The 20,229-nt window shown below is 33.0% G+C and carries 19 protein-coding genes and 1 riboswitch; of the genes, 9 read left to right on the forward strand and 10 right to left on the reverse strand.

Annotated elements, in window-relative coordinates; all coding sequences use genetic code 11:
* Positions 1-45: 45 nt before the first annotated feature.
* Positions 46-327: a GNAT family N-acetyltransferase gene (locus HMPREF2629_RS07775; protein ID WP_070813256.1), complete on the reverse strand. Its 282-nt coding sequence runs from the start codon at positions 325-327 to the stop codon at positions 46-48.
* A 181-nt stretch (positions 328-508) separates the two neighbouring features.
* Here HMPREF2629_RS07775 and HMPREF2629_RS07780 point away from each other — a divergent pair, with 181 nt between their 5' ends.
* A complete protein-coding gene (locus HMPREF2629_RS07780; RefSeq protein WP_070813257.1) occupies positions 509-1,465 on the forward strand; it encodes a metal ABC transporter solute-binding protein, Zn/Mn family in 957 nt (318 codons plus the stop codon).
* Between the two features lie 60 nt (positions 1,466-1,525).
* On the opposite strand, the gene aldA is transcribed toward HMPREF2629_RS07780, so the two are convergent.
* Together aldA and HMPREF2629_RS07790 are read right to left on the reverse strand one after the other, a co-directional pair.
* Positions 1,526-2,950, reverse strand: a complete 1,425-nt coding sequence (gene aldA, locus HMPREF2629_RS07785) for an aldehyde dehydrogenase (protein ID WP_049418988.1) — start codon at positions 2,948-2,950, stop codon at positions 1,526-1,528.
* A 75-nt stretch (positions 2,951-3,025) separates the two neighbouring features.
* Complete coding sequence (locus HMPREF2629_RS07790; RefSeq protein WP_070813258.1) at positions 3,026-4,111, reverse strand: YkvI family membrane protein; 1,086 nt, start codon at positions 4,109-4,111, stop codon at positions 3,026-3,028.
* Between the two features lie 281 nt (positions 4,112-4,392).
* Here HMPREF2629_RS07790 and HMPREF2629_RS07795 point away from each other — a divergent pair, with 281 nt between their 5' ends.
* On the forward strand, positions 4,393-6,177 hold the full coding sequence (locus HMPREF2629_RS07795; protein WP_019834968.1) for a cation:proton antiporter: 1,785 nt from the start codon (positions 4,393-4,395) through the stop codon (positions 6,175-6,177).
* Positions 6,178-6,230: 53 nt separating this feature from the next.
* On the opposite strand, the gene HMPREF2629_RS07800 is transcribed toward HMPREF2629_RS07795, so the two are convergent.
* From HMPREF2629_RS07800 to HMPREF2629_RS07830, 7 genes are all read right to left on the reverse strand, one after another.
* Entirely contained in the window at positions 6,231-8,195 is a 1,965-nt protein-coding gene (locus HMPREF2629_RS07800) for a fructose-bisphosphatase class III (RefSeq protein ID WP_017175039.1), read from the reverse strand.
* Positions 8,196-8,340: 145 nt separating this feature from the next.
* A complete protein-coding gene (locus HMPREF2629_RS07805; protein WP_002448460.1) occupies positions 8,341-8,952 on the reverse strand; it encodes an undecaprenyl phosphate transporter UptA in 612 nt (203 codons plus the stop codon).
* A 117-nt stretch (positions 8,953-9,069) separates the two neighbouring features.
* Positions 9,070-10,068 (reverse strand): HesA/MoeB/ThiF family protein, encoded by a 999-nt coding sequence (locus tag HMPREF2629_RS07810; protein ID WP_019834970.1) that lies wholly within the window; start codon positions 10,066-10,068, stop codon positions 9,070-9,072.
* A complete protein-coding gene (locus HMPREF2629_RS07815; RefSeq protein ID WP_019834971.1) occupies positions 10,068-10,835 on the reverse strand; it encodes a thiazole synthase in 768 nt (255 codons plus the stop codon). Before HMPREF2629_RS07815 ends, HMPREF2629_RS07810 begins: the two co-directional genes overlap by 1 nt.
* Before the next feature lies 1 nt (position 10,836).
* Positions 10,837-11,037 carry a sulfur carrier protein ThiS gene (gene thiS, locus HMPREF2629_RS07820; RefSeq protein WP_017175036.1) on the reverse strand — a complete coding sequence of 67 codons (201 nt, stop codon included), beginning with the start codon at positions 11,035-11,037 and terminating at the stop codon, positions 10,837-10,839.
* The gene (thiO, locus tag HMPREF2629_RS07825; protein WP_048762224.1) at positions 11,021-12,136 is read right to left on the reverse strand and encodes a glycine oxidase ThiO; all 1,116 of its coding nucleotides are present in this window, start codon (positions 12,134-12,136) and stop codon (positions 11,021-11,023) included. Before thiO ends, thiS begins: the two co-directional genes overlap by 17 nt.
* The gene (locus HMPREF2629_RS07830) at positions 12,129-12,719 is read right to left on the reverse strand and encodes a thiamine phosphate synthase (RefSeq protein WP_019834974.1); all 591 of its coding nucleotides are present in this window, start codon (positions 12,717-12,719) and stop codon (positions 12,129-12,131) included. Before HMPREF2629_RS07830 ends, thiO begins: the two co-directional genes overlap by 8 nt.
* A 68-nt stretch (positions 12,720-12,787) precedes the next feature.
* Positions 12,788-12,897, reverse strand: a riboswitch (TPP riboswitch).
* 347 nt (positions 12,898-13,244) lie between these two features.
* Between HMPREF2629_RS07830 and HMPREF2629_RS07835 the strand changes: the two genes are divergently transcribed.
* The 7 genes from HMPREF2629_RS07835 to HMPREF2629_RS07865 all read left to right on the forward strand — a co-directional run bounded on the left by HMPREF2629_RS07835 (position 13,245) and on the right by HMPREF2629_RS07865 (position 20,176).
* A complete protein-coding gene (locus HMPREF2629_RS07835; protein WP_070813259.1) occupies positions 13,245-14,525 on the forward strand; it encodes a pyruvate MFS transporter in 1,281 nt (426 codons plus the stop codon).
* Between the two features lie 177 nt (positions 14,526-14,702).
* Entirely contained in the window at positions 14,703-14,987 is a 285-nt protein-coding gene (locus HMPREF2629_RS07840) for a putative quinol monooxygenase (RefSeq protein ID WP_002448351.1), read from the forward strand.
* A gap of 95 nt (positions 14,988-15,082) precedes the next feature.
* A complete protein-coding gene (locus HMPREF2629_RS07845; RefSeq protein WP_176746869.1) occupies positions 15,083-17,020 on the forward strand; it encodes an FUSC family protein in 1,938 nt (645 codons plus the stop codon).
* Positions 17,021-17,092: 72 nt separating this feature from the next.
* A complete protein-coding gene (locus HMPREF2629_RS07850) occupies positions 17,093-17,506 on the forward strand; it encodes a DUF2188 domain-containing protein (protein WP_019834977.1) in 414 nt (137 codons plus the stop codon).
* A gap of 155 nt (positions 17,507-17,661) precedes the next feature.
* The gene (locus tag HMPREF2629_RS07855; RefSeq protein ID WP_019834978.1) at positions 17,662-18,363 is read left to right on the forward strand and encodes a GTP pyrophosphokinase; all 702 of its coding nucleotides are present in this window, start codon (positions 17,662-17,664) and stop codon (positions 18,361-18,363) included.
* Positions 18,364-18,486: 123 nt separating this feature from the next.
* Complete coding sequence (locus HMPREF2629_RS07860) at positions 18,487-19,362, forward strand: alpha/beta fold hydrolase (RefSeq protein ID WP_070813261.1); 876 nt, start codon at positions 18,487-18,489, stop codon at positions 19,360-19,362.
* A gap of 91 nt (positions 19,363-19,453) precedes the next feature.
* Positions 19,454-20,176 (forward strand): MerR family transcriptional regulator, encoded by a 723-nt coding sequence (locus tag HMPREF2629_RS07865; protein ID WP_049434389.1) that lies wholly within the window; start codon positions 19,454-19,456, stop codon positions 20,174-20,176.
* Positions 20,177-20,229 lie beyond the last annotated feature (53 nt).

The raw sequence follows: 20,229 nt of genomic DNA on the forward strand, positions 1-20,229 counted from the left end.
TGGCTATTTTGTTAGGAATTATGTCCCAGCCTCGATATTTTACTTTTATCCTAAATAAACATCTTGGTAACTATCATTTTTTTCTAATACATCTTTTGCAAATGGACAAGAAGCGATAATTTTTAAGTTATTTTGACGAGCATGTTCTACAACTGCATCAACTAATTTAGTTTCTAAACCTTGACCACCTAATTCATCAGATACACCAGTGTGATCGATTTCAATTTCATTGTTATCAACTTGTTTGTAAGTGATTTCTGCTTTAGGATTATTTTCGTCTTCACCTACATAAAATTTATTGTTACCTTGTTTAATTTCTTCAGCCATATTACTTCACTCCTTATATAATGTCTTAGTATTATTTATCACATTTCCGCTAAATTAAAACATTACATAAATAAAATTTAGAATATAAAAATTATAAAAAATTTAAATACAAAGTCATTGCTTTTTTATAAAAGAACAGATATAGTTGAGAACGAAATTATTACGTTTTGGAGGGGTTTGTGTGAAGAAGATGATCGCAATCATCAGTTTAATGTGTTTGTGCCTCATATTATCTGCTTGTAGTACAAATCGCGATATCACTCACAAACATAAAAAGGTAACAACTGAGAATAAATTGAAAATTTATACTACGGTTTTTGCGTTTGAAAGCTTTACAAAACAAATTGGTGGTAAATATGTGGATGTAGATACGATTTATCCACCGGGTGCTGATATGCATACATATGAACCTAGTCAACGCGATATGATTAATATTGCAAAGAGTGATTTATTTGTTTATTCAAGTGATCATCTTGATCCAGTAGCAGCTAAAATTACAAAATCAATGAATAATAATGATATGAAATTAGCGGTTGCAAATAGTTTAAATAAACAAATCCTTGTGAATGAAGACGATGATCACGATGAACATGGACATCATCATGAAGCAACATCATATGATCCTCATGTTTGGCTTGATCCAATACTAGATCAACAATTCGCAAAGAAAATTAAAGATGATTTAGTTCACAAAGATCCTGTGCATCGTAGATATTATGAGCATAACTATAAACAATTAGTTGAAGATTTAAAACAAATTGACCATACATTATCTAATATAACGACGCGTCCTAAACGAGATAAAGTAATTATTTCTCATGATTCATTAGGATATTTAGCGCGACGTTATCACTTCGAACAAAAAGGGGTTAGTGGTATGAATAATAAAGAGCCAAGTCAGAAAGACATCTTAGCGCTCATTAATCAAATAAAAGACACACATGAACCGTATATTTTATATGAACAAAATATTTCTTCAAAAATAACCGATGTGATTCGTAAAGAGACCCAAACTCAACCTGTAAATTTTAATAATTTAGCAGTATTGTCTCAATCTCAATCAGAAGATCAAACACTCACTTTTCAATCCATTATGAAAAAAAATATTCAATCCCTCGATAAAGCATTAAACAAATAAAAAGGAGAGCAAGAAAGAATGTAACGCCATTCTTTCTTGCTCTCTTTTTTTATTTTTAATTTACCATCTAATATAACTTACAGTTGTATTGTAATATTCTTCAAAACCATGAATACCATCTGCACCACCAAGGCCAGATTCTCTCCAACCTGCGTGATAACCATTGACTGCTTCTTCTGCCTCACAATTCGCATACACTTCTCCAAATTTTAAACGTTCAGTAGCTGTCATAATTTCTTTTAAGTTTTCAGAGAAAATATAAGATGATAGACCAGCGTTAGTATCATTTGCCATATCAATAACGTCATCAAAGTTTGTATACGTAGTTATAGCAAGAACAGGACCAAAAATTTCTTCTTTAAAAGCACTATCAGTCGTTTTTACATGATCTAAAATAGTAGGAGCGTAGAAGAATCCTTCACGGTCTAATTTATAACCACCTAACACTAAATCTGCGCCATGTTTTACTGCTTCTTGAACTTTATCATCAATACTATCTAATTGTTTTTGATTAATGATTGCACCATAGTCAGTGTTTTCATCATATGGATCTCCAACTTGAAGCGCATCCATTTTATCTTTCACTTTGTTAATAAAGTCATCATGTACATCTTCATGAACAAAGATACGTTCTGGACATGTACATACTTGACCAGCGTTATTAATACGTGCAGTAACGATATAATCAACAGCTTTATCTAAGTCAGCGTGTTGTGTGACAAGAACAGGCGCATTTCCACCTAGTTCTAAGTTAAGTTTTTTAATGCTGTCAGCTGCGTTTTTGAATACAGCTTTACCTGCTCCCATACTACCTGTTAATGAAACAAGTTGAATATCTTTATGAGTTGCCAATTGTGTTCCAACTGTTTCGCCAGTACCTGGAACGATTTGAATAAGACCAGCTGGAATAGTTGAATCACGGAAAAGTTCAGCGATTTTTAATGTTAATAATGTTGTTTCTTCACTTGGTTTGATAACGACAGAACAACCCGTTACAATAGCTGGAATCACTTTACGCATAAGCACTAAAATTGGAGCATTCCAAGGTACAATACCAGCCGTCACACCGATTGGTTTTTTTGTCAGTTGAATAGTTTCATTTACTATACTATTTTGTAATACTTCACCTTTGTTACTCATACTTAAACTTGCCATATAATCAATGAATTCTATTGATTTATCAATTTCACCTTTAGCTTGTACTATTGTTTTACCTTGTTCTTTAACGTATAAATGAGCAATGTCATCTTTATGTTGTTCAAGTAAAGGAATTAATAATTTTACATGCTCAGCACGTGTAGGAGCTGGTACTTTTTCCCATTCAAGTTGAGCGTGTTTAGATTTTTCAATTGCGTCGTTTACCTCTTCTTCAGTAGCGAATGTAATCGTATCGATTGTTTCTCCCGTAGCAGGATTAATCACGTCCATTGTTTCGTTTGACTTACTTTCTACAAATTCATTATTAATAAATAGTTGATTGGTCATTAACGACACCTCCATACCTATTATTCCCGTAAAGTATTAAATTTAATCTATAAAAATAAAAGATTCAAAAGGAGATTAATGTGCTCCCTTTGAACCTTCTTTTTTTGAATATTTAAAATGTCTAACCCCTTTATATAAAATAGGAATGAGTAGAATAAAGCCAAATAACCCCATAATTGGAAATACTTTGCCAATGAGTGAAATAAAGCCGATAAATGTACAAATGAACGTCACGATTGTCATGACGATAATAAGTACAAAATATTGTTTTGAAAACGGTGTTGTGAAACGAGAGGCGAATGCGTACATTAAGCCTACAATAGTATTATAAATAACTAGAATCATAATAATAGACATGATAGTTCCCAAAATAGGTGAGATATGTCGTGCCAATAATAAGGTTGGAAGCGCTACGGATTTAATATCATTAAATTTTGTAATTAAGCCTAAATTAATCATTAAAAGTAAAAATGTAATAATGACGCCACCAATTAATCCACCCCAAATAGAAGCACGTTGGTCATGTAAACGTCCCCCCATGACACTTAGAAAACTGAAGGCAGCAGCAATTTGTAAACTGGCATAATTGATACCATCAAACCACCATCCAAGTGAAATAGATGATTTATGCTGTGCATATTGATTTGCACTTTCAAAGTCAAGATGGCCAGTTGCAAGATAATATATCGCAATAATTGTGACGACGATAACTAAGAAAGGTGTAACGATACCTAGTACTGCAATTAAACGATCAAATTTTAAAAATAATGTAACCAAAATAAGACTTACGAGAATAAGTGAACTAAGCCAATAAGGTAAATGAAAACTTTCTTGAATTGTAGATGCACCGCCCGCGCTCATAATAATAGCGAGTGAAAACAAAAATAATGTTAGGATAATATCAAATAATCGAGCAATCATAGGATGCAAGTAGTAATGAATGGATTCTGAATGATTATGTGATTTTATGTTGTAACCAGTATTTAAGACGAACATACCGCCAAGTGTGATGATTAATCCTGTAATAATAATCCCTAATACACTGAATTGACCGTTACTTGTGAAAAATTGGAATATTTCTTGACCCGTAGCAAAACCAGCACCAACGACAACACCTACAAAGGCAAATGCTACGATCATCGATTCTTTTAAAACTTTCATTTTTAAAAATCCTTTCTAAATCAAACACATGAGAATATATTAATCTATTTTAAAGGACATTTTGTTAAAAATAAATATTAAAGTTTACTTGTAATGAACATTGTATTTCTCAAAAATACATTCGAAAGAATTTGTATAAATTTTAAGTTATATGGGGTATATAATAGTTTATAGTTCTCATATAAATGTTATTAAAAAATGTAATAAATATACTATACAGTATTCAGTAAAATTTGATAGGATATTGCAATATATTCAATTTAAATAAGGAAGGTGTAGATATGTTATTTGATTTACCTGTAATGCTAGTTATTGTGTTATTTCTTGCATTAGGTATTTTCAGTCAATGGTTAGCAAATCGAATTAAATGGCCTTCGATTGTAGTAATGTCGATTGTTGGTTTATTAGTGGGACCTATATTAGGACTAGCAAATCCTGAGCATACGCTAGGTTCAGAGGTATTTAGTCCAATTGTATCTCTTGCGGTGGCAATCATATTATTTGAAGGAAGTAGTAATTTAGATTTTAGAGAATTAAAAGGCATTTCTAAGGCGGTTATACGTATTATTACGATAGGAGCCACAATTGCATGGGTGCTTGGCGCCATTGCCTTACATAAAATTTTAGGTTTTCCTATTTCTATCGCTATTGTTATGGGAGGATTACTTCTTATTACTGGACCAACAGTGATTCAGCCACTGTTAAAACAAGCCAAAGTTAGAAACAGTGTAGATACTGTCTTACGTTGGGAAAGTATTATACTTGATCCACTTGGTCCAATACTAGCATTAGCTGCATTTTATGTGTATCAAATAATTGGACAAGGTTTTGGATTCCAATTACTCTTTATATTTATTTTTAAAATGTTGGTTGTAGCATTAATTGGTTTTGGTGCTTCATTCTTCTTCAATTGGCTCATCCAACGCGATGTCATACCACAAAATTTAATGCCTTCTATTCAGTTGGTGTTTATATTGCTCGTGTTTAGCATCTGTGACCAAATTCTCGATGAATCTGGTTTATTAGCAGTAACCATTTTTGGATTAATGATGGCACGTTATAAACGACATGATTTAATTTATAAAGAGTCAGATCATTTTATTGAAAATATGTCTTCTATTCTAGTTTCAACGGTGTTTATTTTAATTACATCATCATTAACACCATCTGTATTGATGAATGTATTATCATGGAAGCTTGTGATTTTCTCACTTGTCATGATTGTGTTAGTACGTCCAATTGCGGTTTTATTATCTACCATTGGTACTGAAATCACTAAAAAAGAGCGTGCGCTTGTAGCCATGATGGCACCAAGAGGGATTGTTGTATTAACTGTAGCACAATTTTTCGGTGGATTATTCTTAAACGATAATATGAAAATGGCATCTTATATTACACCGGTAACATTTGGTTTAGTATTTATTACCGTAGTCATATATGGTTTTAGCTTTACACCAATAAGTAAAATGCTTGGTTTAGCAAGTACTGAACCTCCAGGTGTCATTTTAGTAGGTGAGAGCGAATTCTCTTATCACTTAGGTACACAGTTACAATCGCATGGTATTCCAGTTATGGTGTTTAACTTGTTTAGTAACACTTCTGATAAAGCTGAAGAACTCGGTTTTGAAATTTTTAAAGGAAATTTATTATCAAGTAGTGATCGTATGTATGCAGACTTAATTCGCTATAACAAATGCTTATTAATGACTAAATCATTTATTTTTAATAGTCTTGCATTTAATGAGTTAGTTCCAGAATTTGGATTAAATAATGTAAATATGATGCCAGTATCATTTACAGATGATCAAGCACGTAATAATTTAAATGGACCGCTTCGTAATCATATTTTATTTGATGAAAAGCATAGTCCAAGATGGTTTGACAATGTGATTACTAATCAAAATATTGTCGAAGTTCCAGCCTCTTCATATCATGATATTACAGATAAAGATATGATTATTTATCACATTAGTGACGATAAAGAAGCAACATTCCATAGGAGTACAAAATCAATGGATGAATATGACAATGGAACATATGGTATTTTAAGAAACGTATATCAATAATAAAAGCGCCCGGCGACCGTTCATTTGAAATGTCGCCGGGCATTATTATAGGTTTATTTTAAATATCTGTCGTGCATTAATAATTTTAACATGCGAATTTGTTCCATAATGTCTTTACCGACATTCGTATCTCTAATTTTTTTACGTTGTAATTCTTCATCAACGACACGTCGTACTGATAGTTCATCAGCACCATCAGATAAGACATTCTCTTTAGAATCAAAGAATTGGTGTGCTACAAGTTGCATACCAAATGAATTGTAAAGTAATGTGTAACCTGCGATACCTGTAGTAGATTGATATGCTTTTGAGAATCCACCATCAATGACTAACATCTTACCATTGGCTTTAATAGGATCTTCGCCATCGATTTCTTTTACTGGTGTATGTCCATTGATAATACGACCTTCATCAGGATTAAGTCCGAAATCTTTTAGCATTTTGCGAATCATATCTACATCTTCACGTAAGTAATAATACGGGTTTTTCGGTTCTTTATGAGACGCTTTATCTTCAATGAAGTAGCGCTCAAATGTAGTCATGGCACGTTTACCAAATAAAGAACTATATTTACCTGTCCATAAATACCATACAAGATCCGTAGATAAATCATCTGTTTTCTCTTTGTCGCTAAATGCTAAGCGTACGTGACGTTCAAAGACATCTAATAAATCACGGCCTTTATGTTTTACACCTTCAATTTCAAAAGCTTCCATTTCACCATGATCATCTACAGGAATGCAACCATGAATAAGAAGATTACCATTATAAGGGAGGTATAATTTACCTTTTTGCATTAGAAAGGCCATATGACGTTTTAATTTTTCAGATTGTTGGAAAGACAGTAATAATTTATTAACAACATCTTCTTCTTCTGGTAATAATGTTGCAGGATCTTTAGGATCCACAGTACTAAAGCAAGTATCTTTTAAAGGATACGTTTTACCATAAATTGTAATTTCGTTTGTATCATAATTTATTTTTTCTAAAACTAAACGGTCTTCCATTTCAAAACTTGGTCGACGTTTAATAATTGGCATTTCAAGCTTAAATTGAATCATTGCAATGGCTTGGTGAATCTTAGTGATTTGTGCTTCTTCGTGTTTAGATAAGCCCACTTTTTTATCCGGACGTTTTTTCGGTTTGAACGCTGGGTTATCACCATCGTAATGTTTTTCAGCTAAAGTGAGGAGGGGCCTTAAATTAATACCATATGCATCTTCAATAATATCTAAGTTATCGTAGCGTGCACATATACGTAGTAAATTGGCTAAACACACTTTAGAACCTGCATAAGCTCCAATCCAAAGTACATCATGATTACCCCATTGAATATCAACAGAATGGTAGTCAATTAATGTATCCATAATTTTGTCAGGTTCTGGACCACGATCGTAGATATCACCCACAACATGAAGATGATCGACGACAAGACGTTGGATGGTATACGATAATCCAATAATTAAATCATCTGATTGCTCAAGCTCGATAACTTGATTTAAGAGTGTTTCATAATACGATTTTTTATTATTAAATTCGTTATTTTTATAAAGCAACTCTTCAACGATATATGTATACTCTGAAGGTAAGGCTTTACGTAGTTTTGAACGCGTATATTTTGAAGAACAATACGTGATTAAATCAATCAAACGTTCGATTGTTAAGATATACCATTCATTTAACTCACGTTTTGAATTAAAGTCATTCTTAATGAGCTTTAATTTTTCTTCTGGATAATACACTAGCGCAGCTAAATCATCTATTTCTTTTTGGGATATATTACCTGCAAAGATATCGTTAATTTTAGCACGGACATTACCAGAGCCATTTCTTAATACGTGTTGGAACGATTTATATTCACCATGAAGATCGCTGACGAAGTGTTCAGTACCTTTTGGTAATTCTAAAACGGATTCTAGATTAATAATTTCTGTTGCAAGTTTTTCAGGACTATCAAATTGCTGAGATAGTAAATCTAAATACTTTTTCTTTAATTCACTTTCCGTAGATTGAGACATTTGATTTCACTCCTGTATGGGAAATTTATTAAATAGTAAGCTGAGTAATAAAACCGCTTACATAAATTATCGTTAAAAAGCATCACTTTTTCAACAGTGATGCTTAAATTGTTGTAAATTTAATTTGAAAGTAAAAGTAATGTACTTATTTAGCGTTATTTTTTTTGAAGAATAGACGATAGAGTACATATAGAATAATAATGATAAGAATCACATACATAAAGTAAGAATAGGTATGAATACCAGACATTAATACGTCGAAACTATCGCTAAGAAGACGACCAAGTAAAATTAAGGCAAAGTTCCAAATCGTTGTACCTAGTAATGATAACATCGTAAATGTTGCAACGTTCATTTTATTGATACCTGCTGGAATAGTGATTAATACACGTAAAACAGGAATGAAACGACATAATAGCACTGCCCACGCACCATAACGTTTAAACCAGTCGTTAGCACGTTTCACATCATTTCCTTTAAGTTTGAACCATTTACCATATTTATCAACAAATCGATAAATACTTTCTTCTTTAATTAAACGACATAAATAATACAAAATAAGTAAACCAATAAATGAAGCGATTGTTGAAATAATAAATAAAACTAAAATTGAAAGACCTGATTTAACTGACATTAAACCTGCAAATGTTAATATAATTTCAGAAGGAACAACAGGTAAGACATTTTCTAATAAAATAAGAATAAAAATGGCTGCATAACCCCATTGGCCTATAAAATTGGTAATAATTTGTTCCATTATAAAATTAAAAATCCTCCGTTATTAAACATTACTCGAATAAAAAATTCATAGTAAATTCATTATATAAGAATTTACTATGAATTGCTTGTTATAACATTATATGGATTGTACAACTCATTTTAAGGACTTTAAATATTGATGATACAATTGTTCTGCTTCATTATCATCTTCAACGCCATAAACATTCATTCTACCATCTTTGAATAAGGTGATTTCATAATTACCGTCTTTAATTAGTTTTGCAAATGAGGTTGATTTTACAATATCACCTGGGAAATGTTCAGCATAGTCAAAAGCAGTAGGTTGATATCTAAATAAATAGGTTTTTCCACATAAGCTTTCAATCTTCTGTTGTTGTTTCGTTTCTAATAATTCGTAATGAGCTTTACCACATACGTCACATTCAGCATCTTTTAAAACATCGATATTCATTGCTTTATAATCAATGTTAAATGCATCAAGAGTAATTAACTTATGAGAAAATCCATGACCAGATAAATAACGAATCGCTTCTGTGACCTCATAGCTTGCTACTTGTGTAATCACAGGTGGTAATACGCCGTTAATAGCACAACTCTCTGCACTGGTTGGAATTTGTTTTAATAAACATTTCAAACAAGGTCCTTTGAAATCAATGCCGTAAACGGTACCTTTACTGCCTACAGCAGCACCATACACCCACGGAATATGATGTTTGTGACAGGCTTCATTAATAAGATAACGAATTTTGAAATGATCCATACCATCAATGACAATATCAGGATTGACGGCTTTTAAAATATCCTCAATAGTTGTAGAGTCAATTTCTTGATAATAAGTTTGAACATTTACATTTGAATTAATGTGTTCAATCTTTTGTTTAACTGCGTGAACTTTAGGGACCATATGATGAGCATCATCTTCAGTATAGAGTGCTTGGCGATGTAAATTAGATAATTCAACGATATCCATATCGACAATGGCTAAATGATGTGCACCCATACGTGCTAAAAGCTCCGCAACGTGACTTCCTAACGCGCCTGCACCAAGTATTAAAATGGTTGCATTGGAGAGGGCAGTTTGGCCATCCTCTCCAAATGCATGGTAACGCAATTGACGGTTATAGCGTTGCATTATAAGAATCCTAAACCTTCAGTAGGGCTTGATGCTTGGGCTGTATATTTTACTGGAATACGTCCTGATTCATATGAGAGACGACCTGCATGAATACCAAGTTTCATTGCTTCAGCCATTTTAACAGGGTCTTTTGCACCTGAAACTGCAGTGTTTAAAAGAATAGCATCAGCGCCTAATTCCATCGCATGACACGCATCTTTTGGTGAACCAATACCAGCATCCACAATAACGGGAACATTTGAATTTTTAATAATGTAACTTAAATTAAGTTGGTTATTAATACCACGTCCAGTACCAATTGGAGAAGCAAGTGGCATGACAGCATGAACACCTAATTCTTCTAAACGTTTCGCTAATACGACATCATTAGAAATGTAAGGACATACGATATAACCTTTTTCTAATAACACTTTACATGCTTCATATGTTTCAAATGGATCAGGTAACAATGTTTCATCGTCACCAATCACTTCGACTTTAATCATGTCACATACGCCAGCATGTTTTGCAATTTCAGCGATACGAATCGCTTCTTCAGCAGTTTTAGCGCCGGCTGTATTTGGAAAAGTAATAAAGTCTTTAAGATTAATATTTGCTAATGGATTAGGTAAGTTTTTATCATATAAATTCATACGTCTTACAGCAAAAGTCAGCACATTCGCTTCTGCTGCTTCAATCGCTTTTGTTTGCGTAGCTTCATCTTCAAATTTTCCTGTACCTAATAATAAACGAGATTTAATTTCTAATGGTCCAATGTTAAACATTTTATCCGCCTCCAACAAATTCTAATAATTCTAATCGATCATCTTCACGTACTGTATGTTGATCGTAGTCTTCTTGTTTAATTAAAGTTTTATTATGTTCGACAATGACACGTTTAGGATCTAATTCAAGAGATTCAAGTACAGATGTAATAGATTGTTCTGAATCAAAATTGAATGTGTCCCCATTAATGATACACTTCATGATTTAACCTCCTTGAAGCACTAAATGATTCATATCGACGCGGTTTAACACCGGTGAGTATCCAATTGGCGATATCACGACCAATAATAGGCGAAAGTAAAATACCGTTACGATAATGACCAGAAATCACATATAAATCTTCATCAATACGGTCCATTATCGGTATTTCTCCTTCAGTATATGGACGGACACCAGACCATTGTTTAATGACTTTGCCGTGTGCGAGTTCTGGTATACGTTCATTTGCAAAGTGGTGTAACCAAGAGATACCATCGTCTGTATTACCAACTGAATAGTTATCAAACTCGCTTGTGGCACCAATTAAGAAACGATTTGGATATTTTGGTACGATGTAACAGCCATTGGTCATAAATACGGTTTCTTTTAAATCCAAATGATCATTTTCAATCAGTAAGACTTCACCTTTTACACCGACTACATCTCTAGGTAATGAGTATTGATTTAATAATTTAGATGTCCATGCGCCCGCTGCCACAATGACTTTCTTAGCTTGTAATGTGCCTTGTGACGTTTCAACATCGTAGTACCCATTTTGGCGATGAACAGATTGTACCTCTGTATTAAAATATCGCTTAATTTGACGTTGCTTTAAAGCTGTAAATAAAGCTTTAGTGTAGTGATTGGCATTAATTTGTCCATCTTGTGGAATGTAAATAGCCATTTCACTTGATGTTACTGTACCATTCGTTAAATGAGTAAGTTCCTCATCTGAAAGAACAATGACGCTAGAATCTAAACCGCTTAAAAATTGATACTGCTTTTCTAAACTTTCAACATCTTCAGGACGATTAGCCACTTTAATTAATCCTGAATTTTGAAACTGAATATCAATACCTGTCTCATCTTCTAAATCTTGACATAATTGTGGAAAGAGACTTCGTGATTCAAGAGCAAGTCTAAATAAATCAGTATCTTCAGTAAATTCATTTTGAGCACCTAACATACCACCTGCTTTATATGATGCGTGTTTACCTGGCACGTCACGATCGATAAGTGCAATGTCAAGGTGAGATTGGCTTAATTGTCGCGCAATAGACATGCCAATCACGCCCGAACCTATGATTAAAACATCATGCATCTTTCAACCACTCCTTTCGCAACAGTTCAATTTGTTGTAAAGATGCGTTCATAAAAAAAGAAATCGCACAAATTCCTTTAAAACCATGAGGTAATTGAGGAATCGTTTTTTCAGTGATACCTCCAATGGCATAAATTGGAATAGGAATCTCTAGCACACGTTGAATCTCTGCTTTTGATCGAGGCAATTGATTAGGTTTTGAAGGTGTCTTAAAAATGTGTCCAAAAAAAACATAATCAAGATCGTGTTCATAAGCTGCTTTAACAGATTCAATTGAATGTGTAGACATACTCACTTCAATCTCTGGATGTATGGATTTATAGCTAAATGCATCTTCATCCATTTCTCGAAAATGAATATGAGAGAGATGAAGTTGTTCAAGTAAATGTACATCACTATGAATAATGATTTTTGATTTATGAAATCCTTTTTCTATAAGTGTTTTTAAAAATGAAGACAAGTCACTTGATGACATGGGAGTACGAAACAATAACCCATCTATTCCATCCGAGATATCAAGAAAATGTTGTACATCATCATTGGTTAAATCTTTATATTTCGTTATCGCTATAAAAATGAACATCACTCCTTAGTAAACAAAAAAACGCTATTTCCCTGTAGTAGGGAAATAGCGTTTTGCTTAACTTTATGATATCCTAGTCGCCACTTTCCTACGCCAGTACAAACTGGATCAGGTTCCAGGAATTATAAAGTTCGTTCTTTACTCTCAGCCTTAAACAAAGGCACTTCCAGTGGATCGTTTATTCAGTTGTGTTTAAAATAAACATCAGCATTTTTGCTTCATTTTTATTCTACAACCTTTTTTAATAGAGTTCAAATACAAAAATAAATTAGATTTATAGTAATATACTTTTTAATCAAGAAACCACGTTTTATATAGCCATGTATAAATTAAATAAAAAATATTCAAAAAGTAATTGTAAACGTTTACAAAAACTGTTAATATTATAAAAAATATATCAGAAAGCCTATGAGATGAGGCTCGAAAGGCGGTTGGAAACAACAGGGAAAGACGTGATTGGGAGTTTTCATTGTCAACGTATAAGTAGAATCAACACAATTTTAAAGGGAAGCAGGAAAAATAATTATGGTACAAAGACAAAAGAAAAGTAAGGTTCGTTGGTATTTCGCTATCGCATTCTTTATTATTGGGGTTATTGCATATATGGATAGATCTAATATCTCATTTATTGCACCTCAAATGATGGAAGATCTTCACATGACAAAGCAACAATTTGGTTTATTAGCTTCATTCTTCTCACTGGGTTATGCATTGATGCAAGTCCCTTCAGGTATGTTAGCAGAGAATTTTGGTCCGCGTAAGATGATTTCAATCGCATTATTATGGTGGAGTGCATTTACAATTTTAACGGGAATGATTAAACATCATGGTCTATTATATTTAGTACGTTTCTTATTTGGTATCGGAGAAGCGCCAATGTATCCATCTAATGCAGTATTCAATTCAACTTGGTTTGCTAAAGATGAAAAAGGGAGAGCATCGAGTGCGTTGTTAGCAGGATCATATTTCGGTCCAGTATTAGCACCAGTAGTTACCATCGCAATTGTTAATGCATTTAACTGGCAAGCTGTATTCTATATTTTCGGTGCGGTTGGTATTGTGATTGCAGCACTTTGGGCAATTATTGCAAAAGATTTACCTGAGCAACATCGCATGGTCAATGAAGCAGAAAAACAGTATATCATGCAACATCGTGATTTAGTAGAAACAACTAAATCCGTAGCACCTTGGAATCAATTTTTTAAACGCATGAGTTTCTATGCCATTGCAGGGCAATATTTCGTAGTTCAATTTGTTATCGCTCTATTCTTAATTTGGTTACCTACTTATTTAACTGAGCAATATCATGTACAATTTAAAGATATGACAATTAGTGCTTTACCATGGTTTATTATGTTTATTTTAATTTTATCTGCGGGTGCGATTTCAGATAAAATTTTGCATAGCGGTCAAAGTCGTTTTGTAGCGAGAGGGTTAATTGCAATTGTTGGCTTTATCGTATTTGCTATCTCCATCTTCTTTGCAGTTCATACACAAAACTTATATGTGACCATCTTTTGGTTATCACTTGGCTTAGGTGGTATGGGTATTTCAATGGGAATGAGTTGGGCAGCAGCAAATGATATTGGACGTAACTTTGCTGGTACAGTATCTGGTTGGATGAACTTATGGGGAAATATTGGTGCGTTAATCAGTCCATTTTTAGCAGGTGCATTAGTATCATCACTTGGCTGGACAATGACATTCCAATTATTAATTATTCCAGCGGTGATTGCAGCTGTATTATGGTTCTTCGTTACACCAGACAAACCATTGATTAAAGACGAAAGTAGACATATTAAATAAAATTTACACATTATCCACAAAAGTGAAAGCCTCAGACATCATCAGTTGTCTCAGGCATTTTTAATATATTGACTGTCGATGATTGAATTGAAAATCAATGTTACCGCGCTTCTTCCTACTGTTTTCTTTTTATAATATCCGGGTAAAACGTTATAATTATATTTGGAAGGTGATTATATGATTATTATTAATGCGAAACTTAAAATTAAAGAAGATGTGCGTAATGACTATTTAGATTTAATGAACAAATTAGTTCAAAGTTCACGTCAAGAACCGGGTAATACATTTTATGCTCATTATGAAGATGTAGCAGAACACAACACATTCGTTGTTGTTGAAAATTATAAAGACCAAGAAGCGGTTCAAGCACATAACCATTCAGATCATTTCAAAGCATTTAGTGAAAATATAGGAAAATATGTCGCTGAAGAACCTGTCATTGATGTAGCAGAAACAAAATAATAACTAAACTTGCCTTGTCTAAGTGATATTTGTGCTTAGGCAAGGCGTTTTTCATGTTATGATAAGATGTATGAAAAATGAAAGGAAAGATAGTAGTGGGACATGTGATTGCTTCATTAATAAGGTTTGATAAGCCTAAAATTAATCTATGGAAAGGTATACGCCAAGGATTATTAATGATTATCCCAACATTGATAGGGTATTTACTAGGACATTTTAGTTTTGGTCTACTCGTAGCAACCGGAACTTTGGCACATACTTATGTATTTAAAGGTTCAGCACAATCAATGTTAAGAACAGTCATTATTTGTACGTTATCCTTTACCATTTGTATGATGCTTGGAACATTAACTGTCAATCAGCCAGTTCTGTACGGCGTATTATTATTAATCGTTACTGTCATTCCATTCTATGTATTTAATGTGTTAAAAATTGCGGGTCCTTCATCCACATTCTTTTTAGTTACATTTTGCTTATCGAGTAACTTACCTGACGCTCCAGAACAAGCACCGATTCGTGGCTTAGCGATTTTTATTGGAGGAATGTTAGCGACATTAGTCGTCATTTTAACTATTGTATTCCAAAAACAAAAAGCTGAAGATCGAGCGATTACCTCTGACTTTCAGACGATTAATAATTTAATGCATCACTTTAATGATGCTGAAAAATTTAAAGACATTTCACAAGACACAGTAACGAAGTTTAAAAATTCAGAGAAACTATTGATTACATCGACTACTGCGATGAGTGAAAAGTTAAGTTCTCGCTTTGAAAAGTTATTGCTTCTTCATACGTCAGCCCAAGGAATTTATGCCGAGTTACTTGAACTAAATGAAAAAAATATTCGTCCCATCCCTCAAGAACTGATTGAGATGATGGATATGATTACAAGAAATGCCTATAAATTATCTTCAAAACGAGAAAAATGGACTAAAAAAGTCGATGTGGATGAACCATTTGAAAGTTTGATGCAACACATACTTAAAATAGACGAAATTGCACAATTACAACCAGAACAAATAGAATCTGAAGCGAGTATTCGTAAGCCATTATATAGTAAACGTATCGTTCAAAACTTAACACTCGATTCCATTATTTTCCGCAATGCATTAACGTATGCTGTTATTATGGGCGCAGCTATTTTTGTCTCGTTATTTTTCAATATCCAACGTTCATATTGGATTCCATTATCCGCCCATACAGTATTATTAGGATTAACGACGATTCGGATGTTAGACCGTTCATTAGCACGTGGTCTTGGAACAATTGTAGGGACTTTACTTCTATCAGCCATACTCTTTTTCCAACCTCATTTAATTGTCGCAGTCATTTTAATGGGGCTGTCTGCTATGATGACAGAAGGATTTGTCGCAGCAAATTATGCGTTTGCAGTTATTTTTATTACAACACAAGTCATCCTGTTAAATGGTTTAGCCTCTGGTAATTTATCCATTGATATTGCGTATACACGAATTGTTGACGTATTGATTGGGATTGTGATTGCGGTCATTGGTGTTTTAATCATTAATCGAAAAAATGCGTCAACCATGTTACCTACTGTGATTGCAGAAGTGGTACGTAAAGAAGCGGTTATTTTCCAATATTTATTTTCAGAAAATAAATACCAAGATACAGCACGTGATAGAACAGAAAGTTTATCATTATCTGTAAAAATGAATAACATGACACAAGTGTACAATTCAGCCAATGGTGAATTATTCTCAAGTAAAGAGGCCATTCGTTATTATTATCCAAGTATTTTTGCCTTAGAAGAAATTAGCTTTATGTTAATGCGTGCAATGCAAGACAAACAACGTCAACGCATTTCAGATAAACAAATGGGAGAATATCTTGTCACATTTGAAAATGTAGCAAAACACTTTGAATTGCGCGGTAGTCTTAATGAAAAAGAATTGACGGATTTACCACAGTATAATTATTTAAAATCTGCCTTAATGAAGTTACAAGATAATTGTGTAGCAACACGTAAAGACGTTGATCATACAAATCATCAGAAAACGGTGGACGCTTAATATCAATGTATGACGTTTCATTATAGCGTAGGGTGGTAAAGCTTACTAAACACTATAGAGGAGCGTGACATCATGCCTTGGACAATGGATGATTATCCACAAACTTGGAAACATTTAGATGAATTAGAGCGTAAAAAAGCAATTGATATTGCAAATGCGATGTTAAAAGACGGCTACAAAGAGGGAGACGCTATTCCTATTGCAACAAAACAAGCAGAAAAGTGGTACAAAGATGCCAATAAAGAAGAATTAGAAGAATTAAAACATAAACATATTACCCAACATCAAAAAGATCCATCAGCACGACCTGAACTGAATGATGAAGATGTTCATGTATATTATGAAGATCATGAATGGAAAGTCAAAACAGAAGATGCAAAACAAGCATCTGATACATTTAGTACTAAAAAAGAAGCAAAACAACGTGCTAAAGAAATTGCTGATAATCGTGGTACGCAAGTGATTGAACATCAAAAAGATGAGTAATGTATAGAGTCCGAGTAGCAATTAAACCTGCTATTCGGCTTTTTTTATGACTAAATGACTCAGACTAAATGAGTAGCGTAAAGTCTAGGTTATCATTTTTAGTTCACTTAAGAGTTAGATATAATATACAGTGATGATTAAAGGAGGCAACAAATATGTACGTAGAGAGAAAACCATCATTGTACATTGAAGAGTTACGCAGTGAATTCAAAGAAAATATTAATAAGTTTAAGAATGGAGATGAAGCATTCGATAAACTCGTGGGTTTCGTAGAACTCGATCATTTATACTCTTCTGCATTAAAAGAGATTAGTACAAAATTAGATATTTTAGATGACAATTTTAATCATATTTACAAACATAATCCAATTCATCATATGGAACGTCGCGTCAAAGAAATGACGAGTTTAGTTAAAAAATTGCAACGTAAAGGTTTAACTATAGATGCAGAAACAGCGAAAACCAATATTTTAGATATCGCTGGTATTCGTGTGGTATGTAATTATCTTGAAGATATTTATGTGATTGAGAAATTATTATTAAAACAAGAGGACGTTAAATTACTTAAACGTAAAGATTATATTCAACACCCAAAAGAAAATGGTTATCGCAGTCTTCATATAGTCGTGTCGATTCCAGTCTTTCTAGCCGATAGAGTAGAGGCTACACCAGTAGAAATTCAAATTCGAACAATTGGTATGGACATGTGGGCAAGTTTAGAACATAAAATTCGTTATAAAAATAATACCAATACTGAGGACTATAAAGATAAACTTAAAGAGTGTGCAGTAGAAATCTCAGATGTCGAAGCAAAAATGCAAACCATTCACTCAGAGATTCAAGATAAAGATAAATAGTTTAGTAATATAGCGAAACGATAGAAACGTATAGCTATTGTTTCGCTTTTTTATGTAAGATAAAATGATATATTTTTATGATAAAATAAATGAATAGTAATATATATTTTTTGGGGTTTTAAAATGATTGAGCAGAATTTTAAGTCACAACGATATGAACTAAAACAATTTAAGGGTGAACACATTGAAGTCGCATTTGCCGGAAATAAGGATGCAGATAAAACCATCGTATTTATACATGGAGCAATGATGACATATCGCATTATGTTGTTATTTGAACCTTATTTTAGAGACAACAACCTGATTTTTGTTAATTGTCCAAGTAGAGGCAAAAGCTCTAACATTGTAAGAGAACAACATACGTTAGATGATTATTCTGAGCGTATCAATGATGTGCTTTCACAAGTTATAGAAACATACGGTATTAAAAATTTAGTTATCATAGGTTATTCTATGGGAGGAATGATTGGCACACGCTTATTAAAATTTAATACTTTGCCTATTTCACATCTGGTTTATTTAAATAGTGCTGCACGTATTACACCGAATCAAAGCATGTTGTCACGTTTATTTACTTCAAATAGTAAAAGAAATCATTTTAAAGATGAGATGATTGCTTTTAAAAATTTACCGCAATATATTTTGAAAAAATCTTTTCATAACAAAAATAATAGCATTCGTAATTTATTTTCATATATTGCACCCATTAAAACGATTATTACAGATATCATTTATTCTACAAACGCAGATTACCTTCCAGATATAGAAGAAATAGAACAATTTCCTAAACTTTTATTTATTTCAGGTGAAGATGACGAAATCATTCCTTACACGGATTCACAAGAAACAATGAAAATGTATAAAAAATATGGCGGTGAAGTAAATGAAGTCATATATTCTGGTATCGGACATATCGACTTTCCTGCTGTCTTGGATAATCTGCCTAATGGCACAATAGGTATTATTGACCACATTAAACAGTGGATTCAAGAAGAATGAGACCTCCGGCAGACTTCATAAGCAAATGTTAAAATAATACTTGCTTATGACGTAGCGTCATTAGCTATGTTAACAGTAGGAGGTGAATGATATGTCACACTATACGATTGGAGAATTGGCAAAACAGAGTAAAGTCACGATTCGAACATTACAATATTACGATCGAAGAGGATTACTTATAGCTCATCGACAAACTGACTCTAATCGCAGATATTATACTGACGAACATGTAAAGCAGCTTGAACTGATTTTAGTATTAAAACAATTAGGATGTACGTTAGATGAAATAAAGACATTACTTGATGAAGATACAAATATGAACACGTTTAAAACATTACTTTCATTGAGAAAAGATGCGTTACATTCAAAAGTAGAGATGTACAGTCATACGTTAAATCAAATTGAAAAAGTCGAAACATACATTTCTGAACAGTCAAGTGCGCCTATAGACCATCTTACTGACATAGATGACGCTATGAAACAAGAATATAAAATAGCATACTTTAGAAAAAAGATTTGGATAAGTGCTGGCATCTTAGGGATCATACAATATAGTGGTTTACTATTAAGTCTATTAAGACGTTCAATTAAGCCATTGATTGTTATATTACCCATCTTAATCACATATGCCATTGTGCTGACAGCAATATATTTAAAAAAGGTGTTATATCTGTGTCCGAATTGTCACCATACATTTAAACCTACATTAGGTGCTTTCGTAAAAGCGAAACATACACCTAAAACAAGACAATTAACATGTCCTAACTGCCATCAAACACATTATTGTATCGAAGTATACCAAAACGAATCGTAATAAACACCTGGCTTATAATGGTTCTACGTCAAATCGGACTGATGAGTCCAAAT

The organism is Staphylococcus sp. HMSC034C12, from assembly GCF_001835895.1.
GTDB lineage: Bacteria > Bacillota > Bacilli > Staphylococcales > Staphylococcaceae > Staphylococcus > Staphylococcus hominis.

What these genes read in the sequence shown, in the direction of transcription:
- HMPREF2629_RS07810 (WP_019834970.1), bottom strand. Translation starts at nt 10,068, where the DNA reads ATGCAACGCTATAACCGTCAATTGCGTTACCATGCATTTGGAGAGGAT.
- aldA (WP_049418988.1), bottom strand. Translation starts at nt 2,950, where the DNA reads ATGACCAATCAACTATTTATTAATAATGAATTTGTAGAAAGTAAGTCA.
- HMPREF2629_RS07835 (WP_070813259.1), top strand. Translation starts at nt 13,245, where the DNA reads ATGGTACAAAGACAAAAGAAAAGTAAGGTTCGTTGGTATTTCGCTATC.
- HMPREF2629_RS07795 (WP_019834968.1), top strand. Translation starts at nt 4,393, where the DNA reads ATGTTATTTGATTTACCTGTAATGCTAGTTATTGTGTTATTTCTTGCA.
- HMPREF2629_RS07815 (WP_019834971.1), bottom strand. Translation starts at nt 10,835, where the DNA reads ATGTTTAACATTGGACCATTAGAAATTAAATCTCGTTTATTATTAGGT.
- HMPREF2629_RS07790 (WP_070813258.1), bottom strand. Translation starts at nt 4,111, where the DNA reads ATGAAAGTTTTAAAAGAATCGATGATCGTAGCATTTGCCTTTGTAGGT.
- thiO (WP_048762224.1), bottom strand. Translation starts at nt 12,136, where the DNA reads ATGCATGATGTTTTAATCATAGGTTCGGGCGTGATTGGCATGTCTATT.
- HMPREF2629_RS07775 (WP_070813256.1), bottom strand. Translation starts at nt 327, where the DNA reads ATGGCTGAAGAAATTAAACAAGGTAACAATAAATTTTATGTAGGTGAA.
- HMPREF2629_RS07805 (WP_002448460.1), bottom strand. Translation starts at nt 8,952, where the DNA reads ATGGAACAAATTATTACCAATTTTATAGGCCAATGGGGTTATGCAGCC.
- HMPREF2629_RS07840 (WP_002448351.1), top strand. Translation starts at nt 14,703, where the DNA reads ATGATTATTATTAATGCGAAACTTAAAATTAAAGAAGATGTGCGTAAT.
- HMPREF2629_RS07850 (WP_019834977.1), top strand. Translation starts at nt 17,093, where the DNA reads ATGCCTTGGACAATGGATGATTATCCACAAACTTGGAAACATTTAGAT.
- HMPREF2629_RS07860 (WP_070813261.1), top strand. Translation starts at nt 18,487, where the DNA reads ATGATTGAGCAGAATTTTAAGTCACAACGATATGAACTAAAACAATTT.
- thiS (WP_017175036.1), bottom strand. Translation starts at nt 11,037, where the DNA reads ATGAAGTGTATCATTAATGGGGACACATTCAATTTTGATTCAGAACAA.
- HMPREF2629_RS07800 (WP_017175039.1), bottom strand. Translation starts at nt 8,195, where the DNA reads ATGTCTCAATCTACGGAAAGTGAATTAAAGAAAAAGTATTTAGATTTA.
- HMPREF2629_RS07855 (WP_019834978.1), top strand. Translation starts at nt 17,662, where the DNA reads ATGTACGTAGAGAGAAAACCATCATTGTACATTGAAGAGTTACGCAGT.
- HMPREF2629_RS07830 (WP_019834974.1), bottom strand. Translation starts at nt 12,719, where the DNA reads ATGTTCATTTTTATAGCGATAACGAAATATAAAGATTTAACCAATGAT.
- HMPREF2629_RS07865 (WP_049434389.1), top strand. Translation starts at nt 19,454, where the DNA reads ATGTCACACTATACGATTGGAGAATTGGCAAAACAGAGTAAAGTCACG.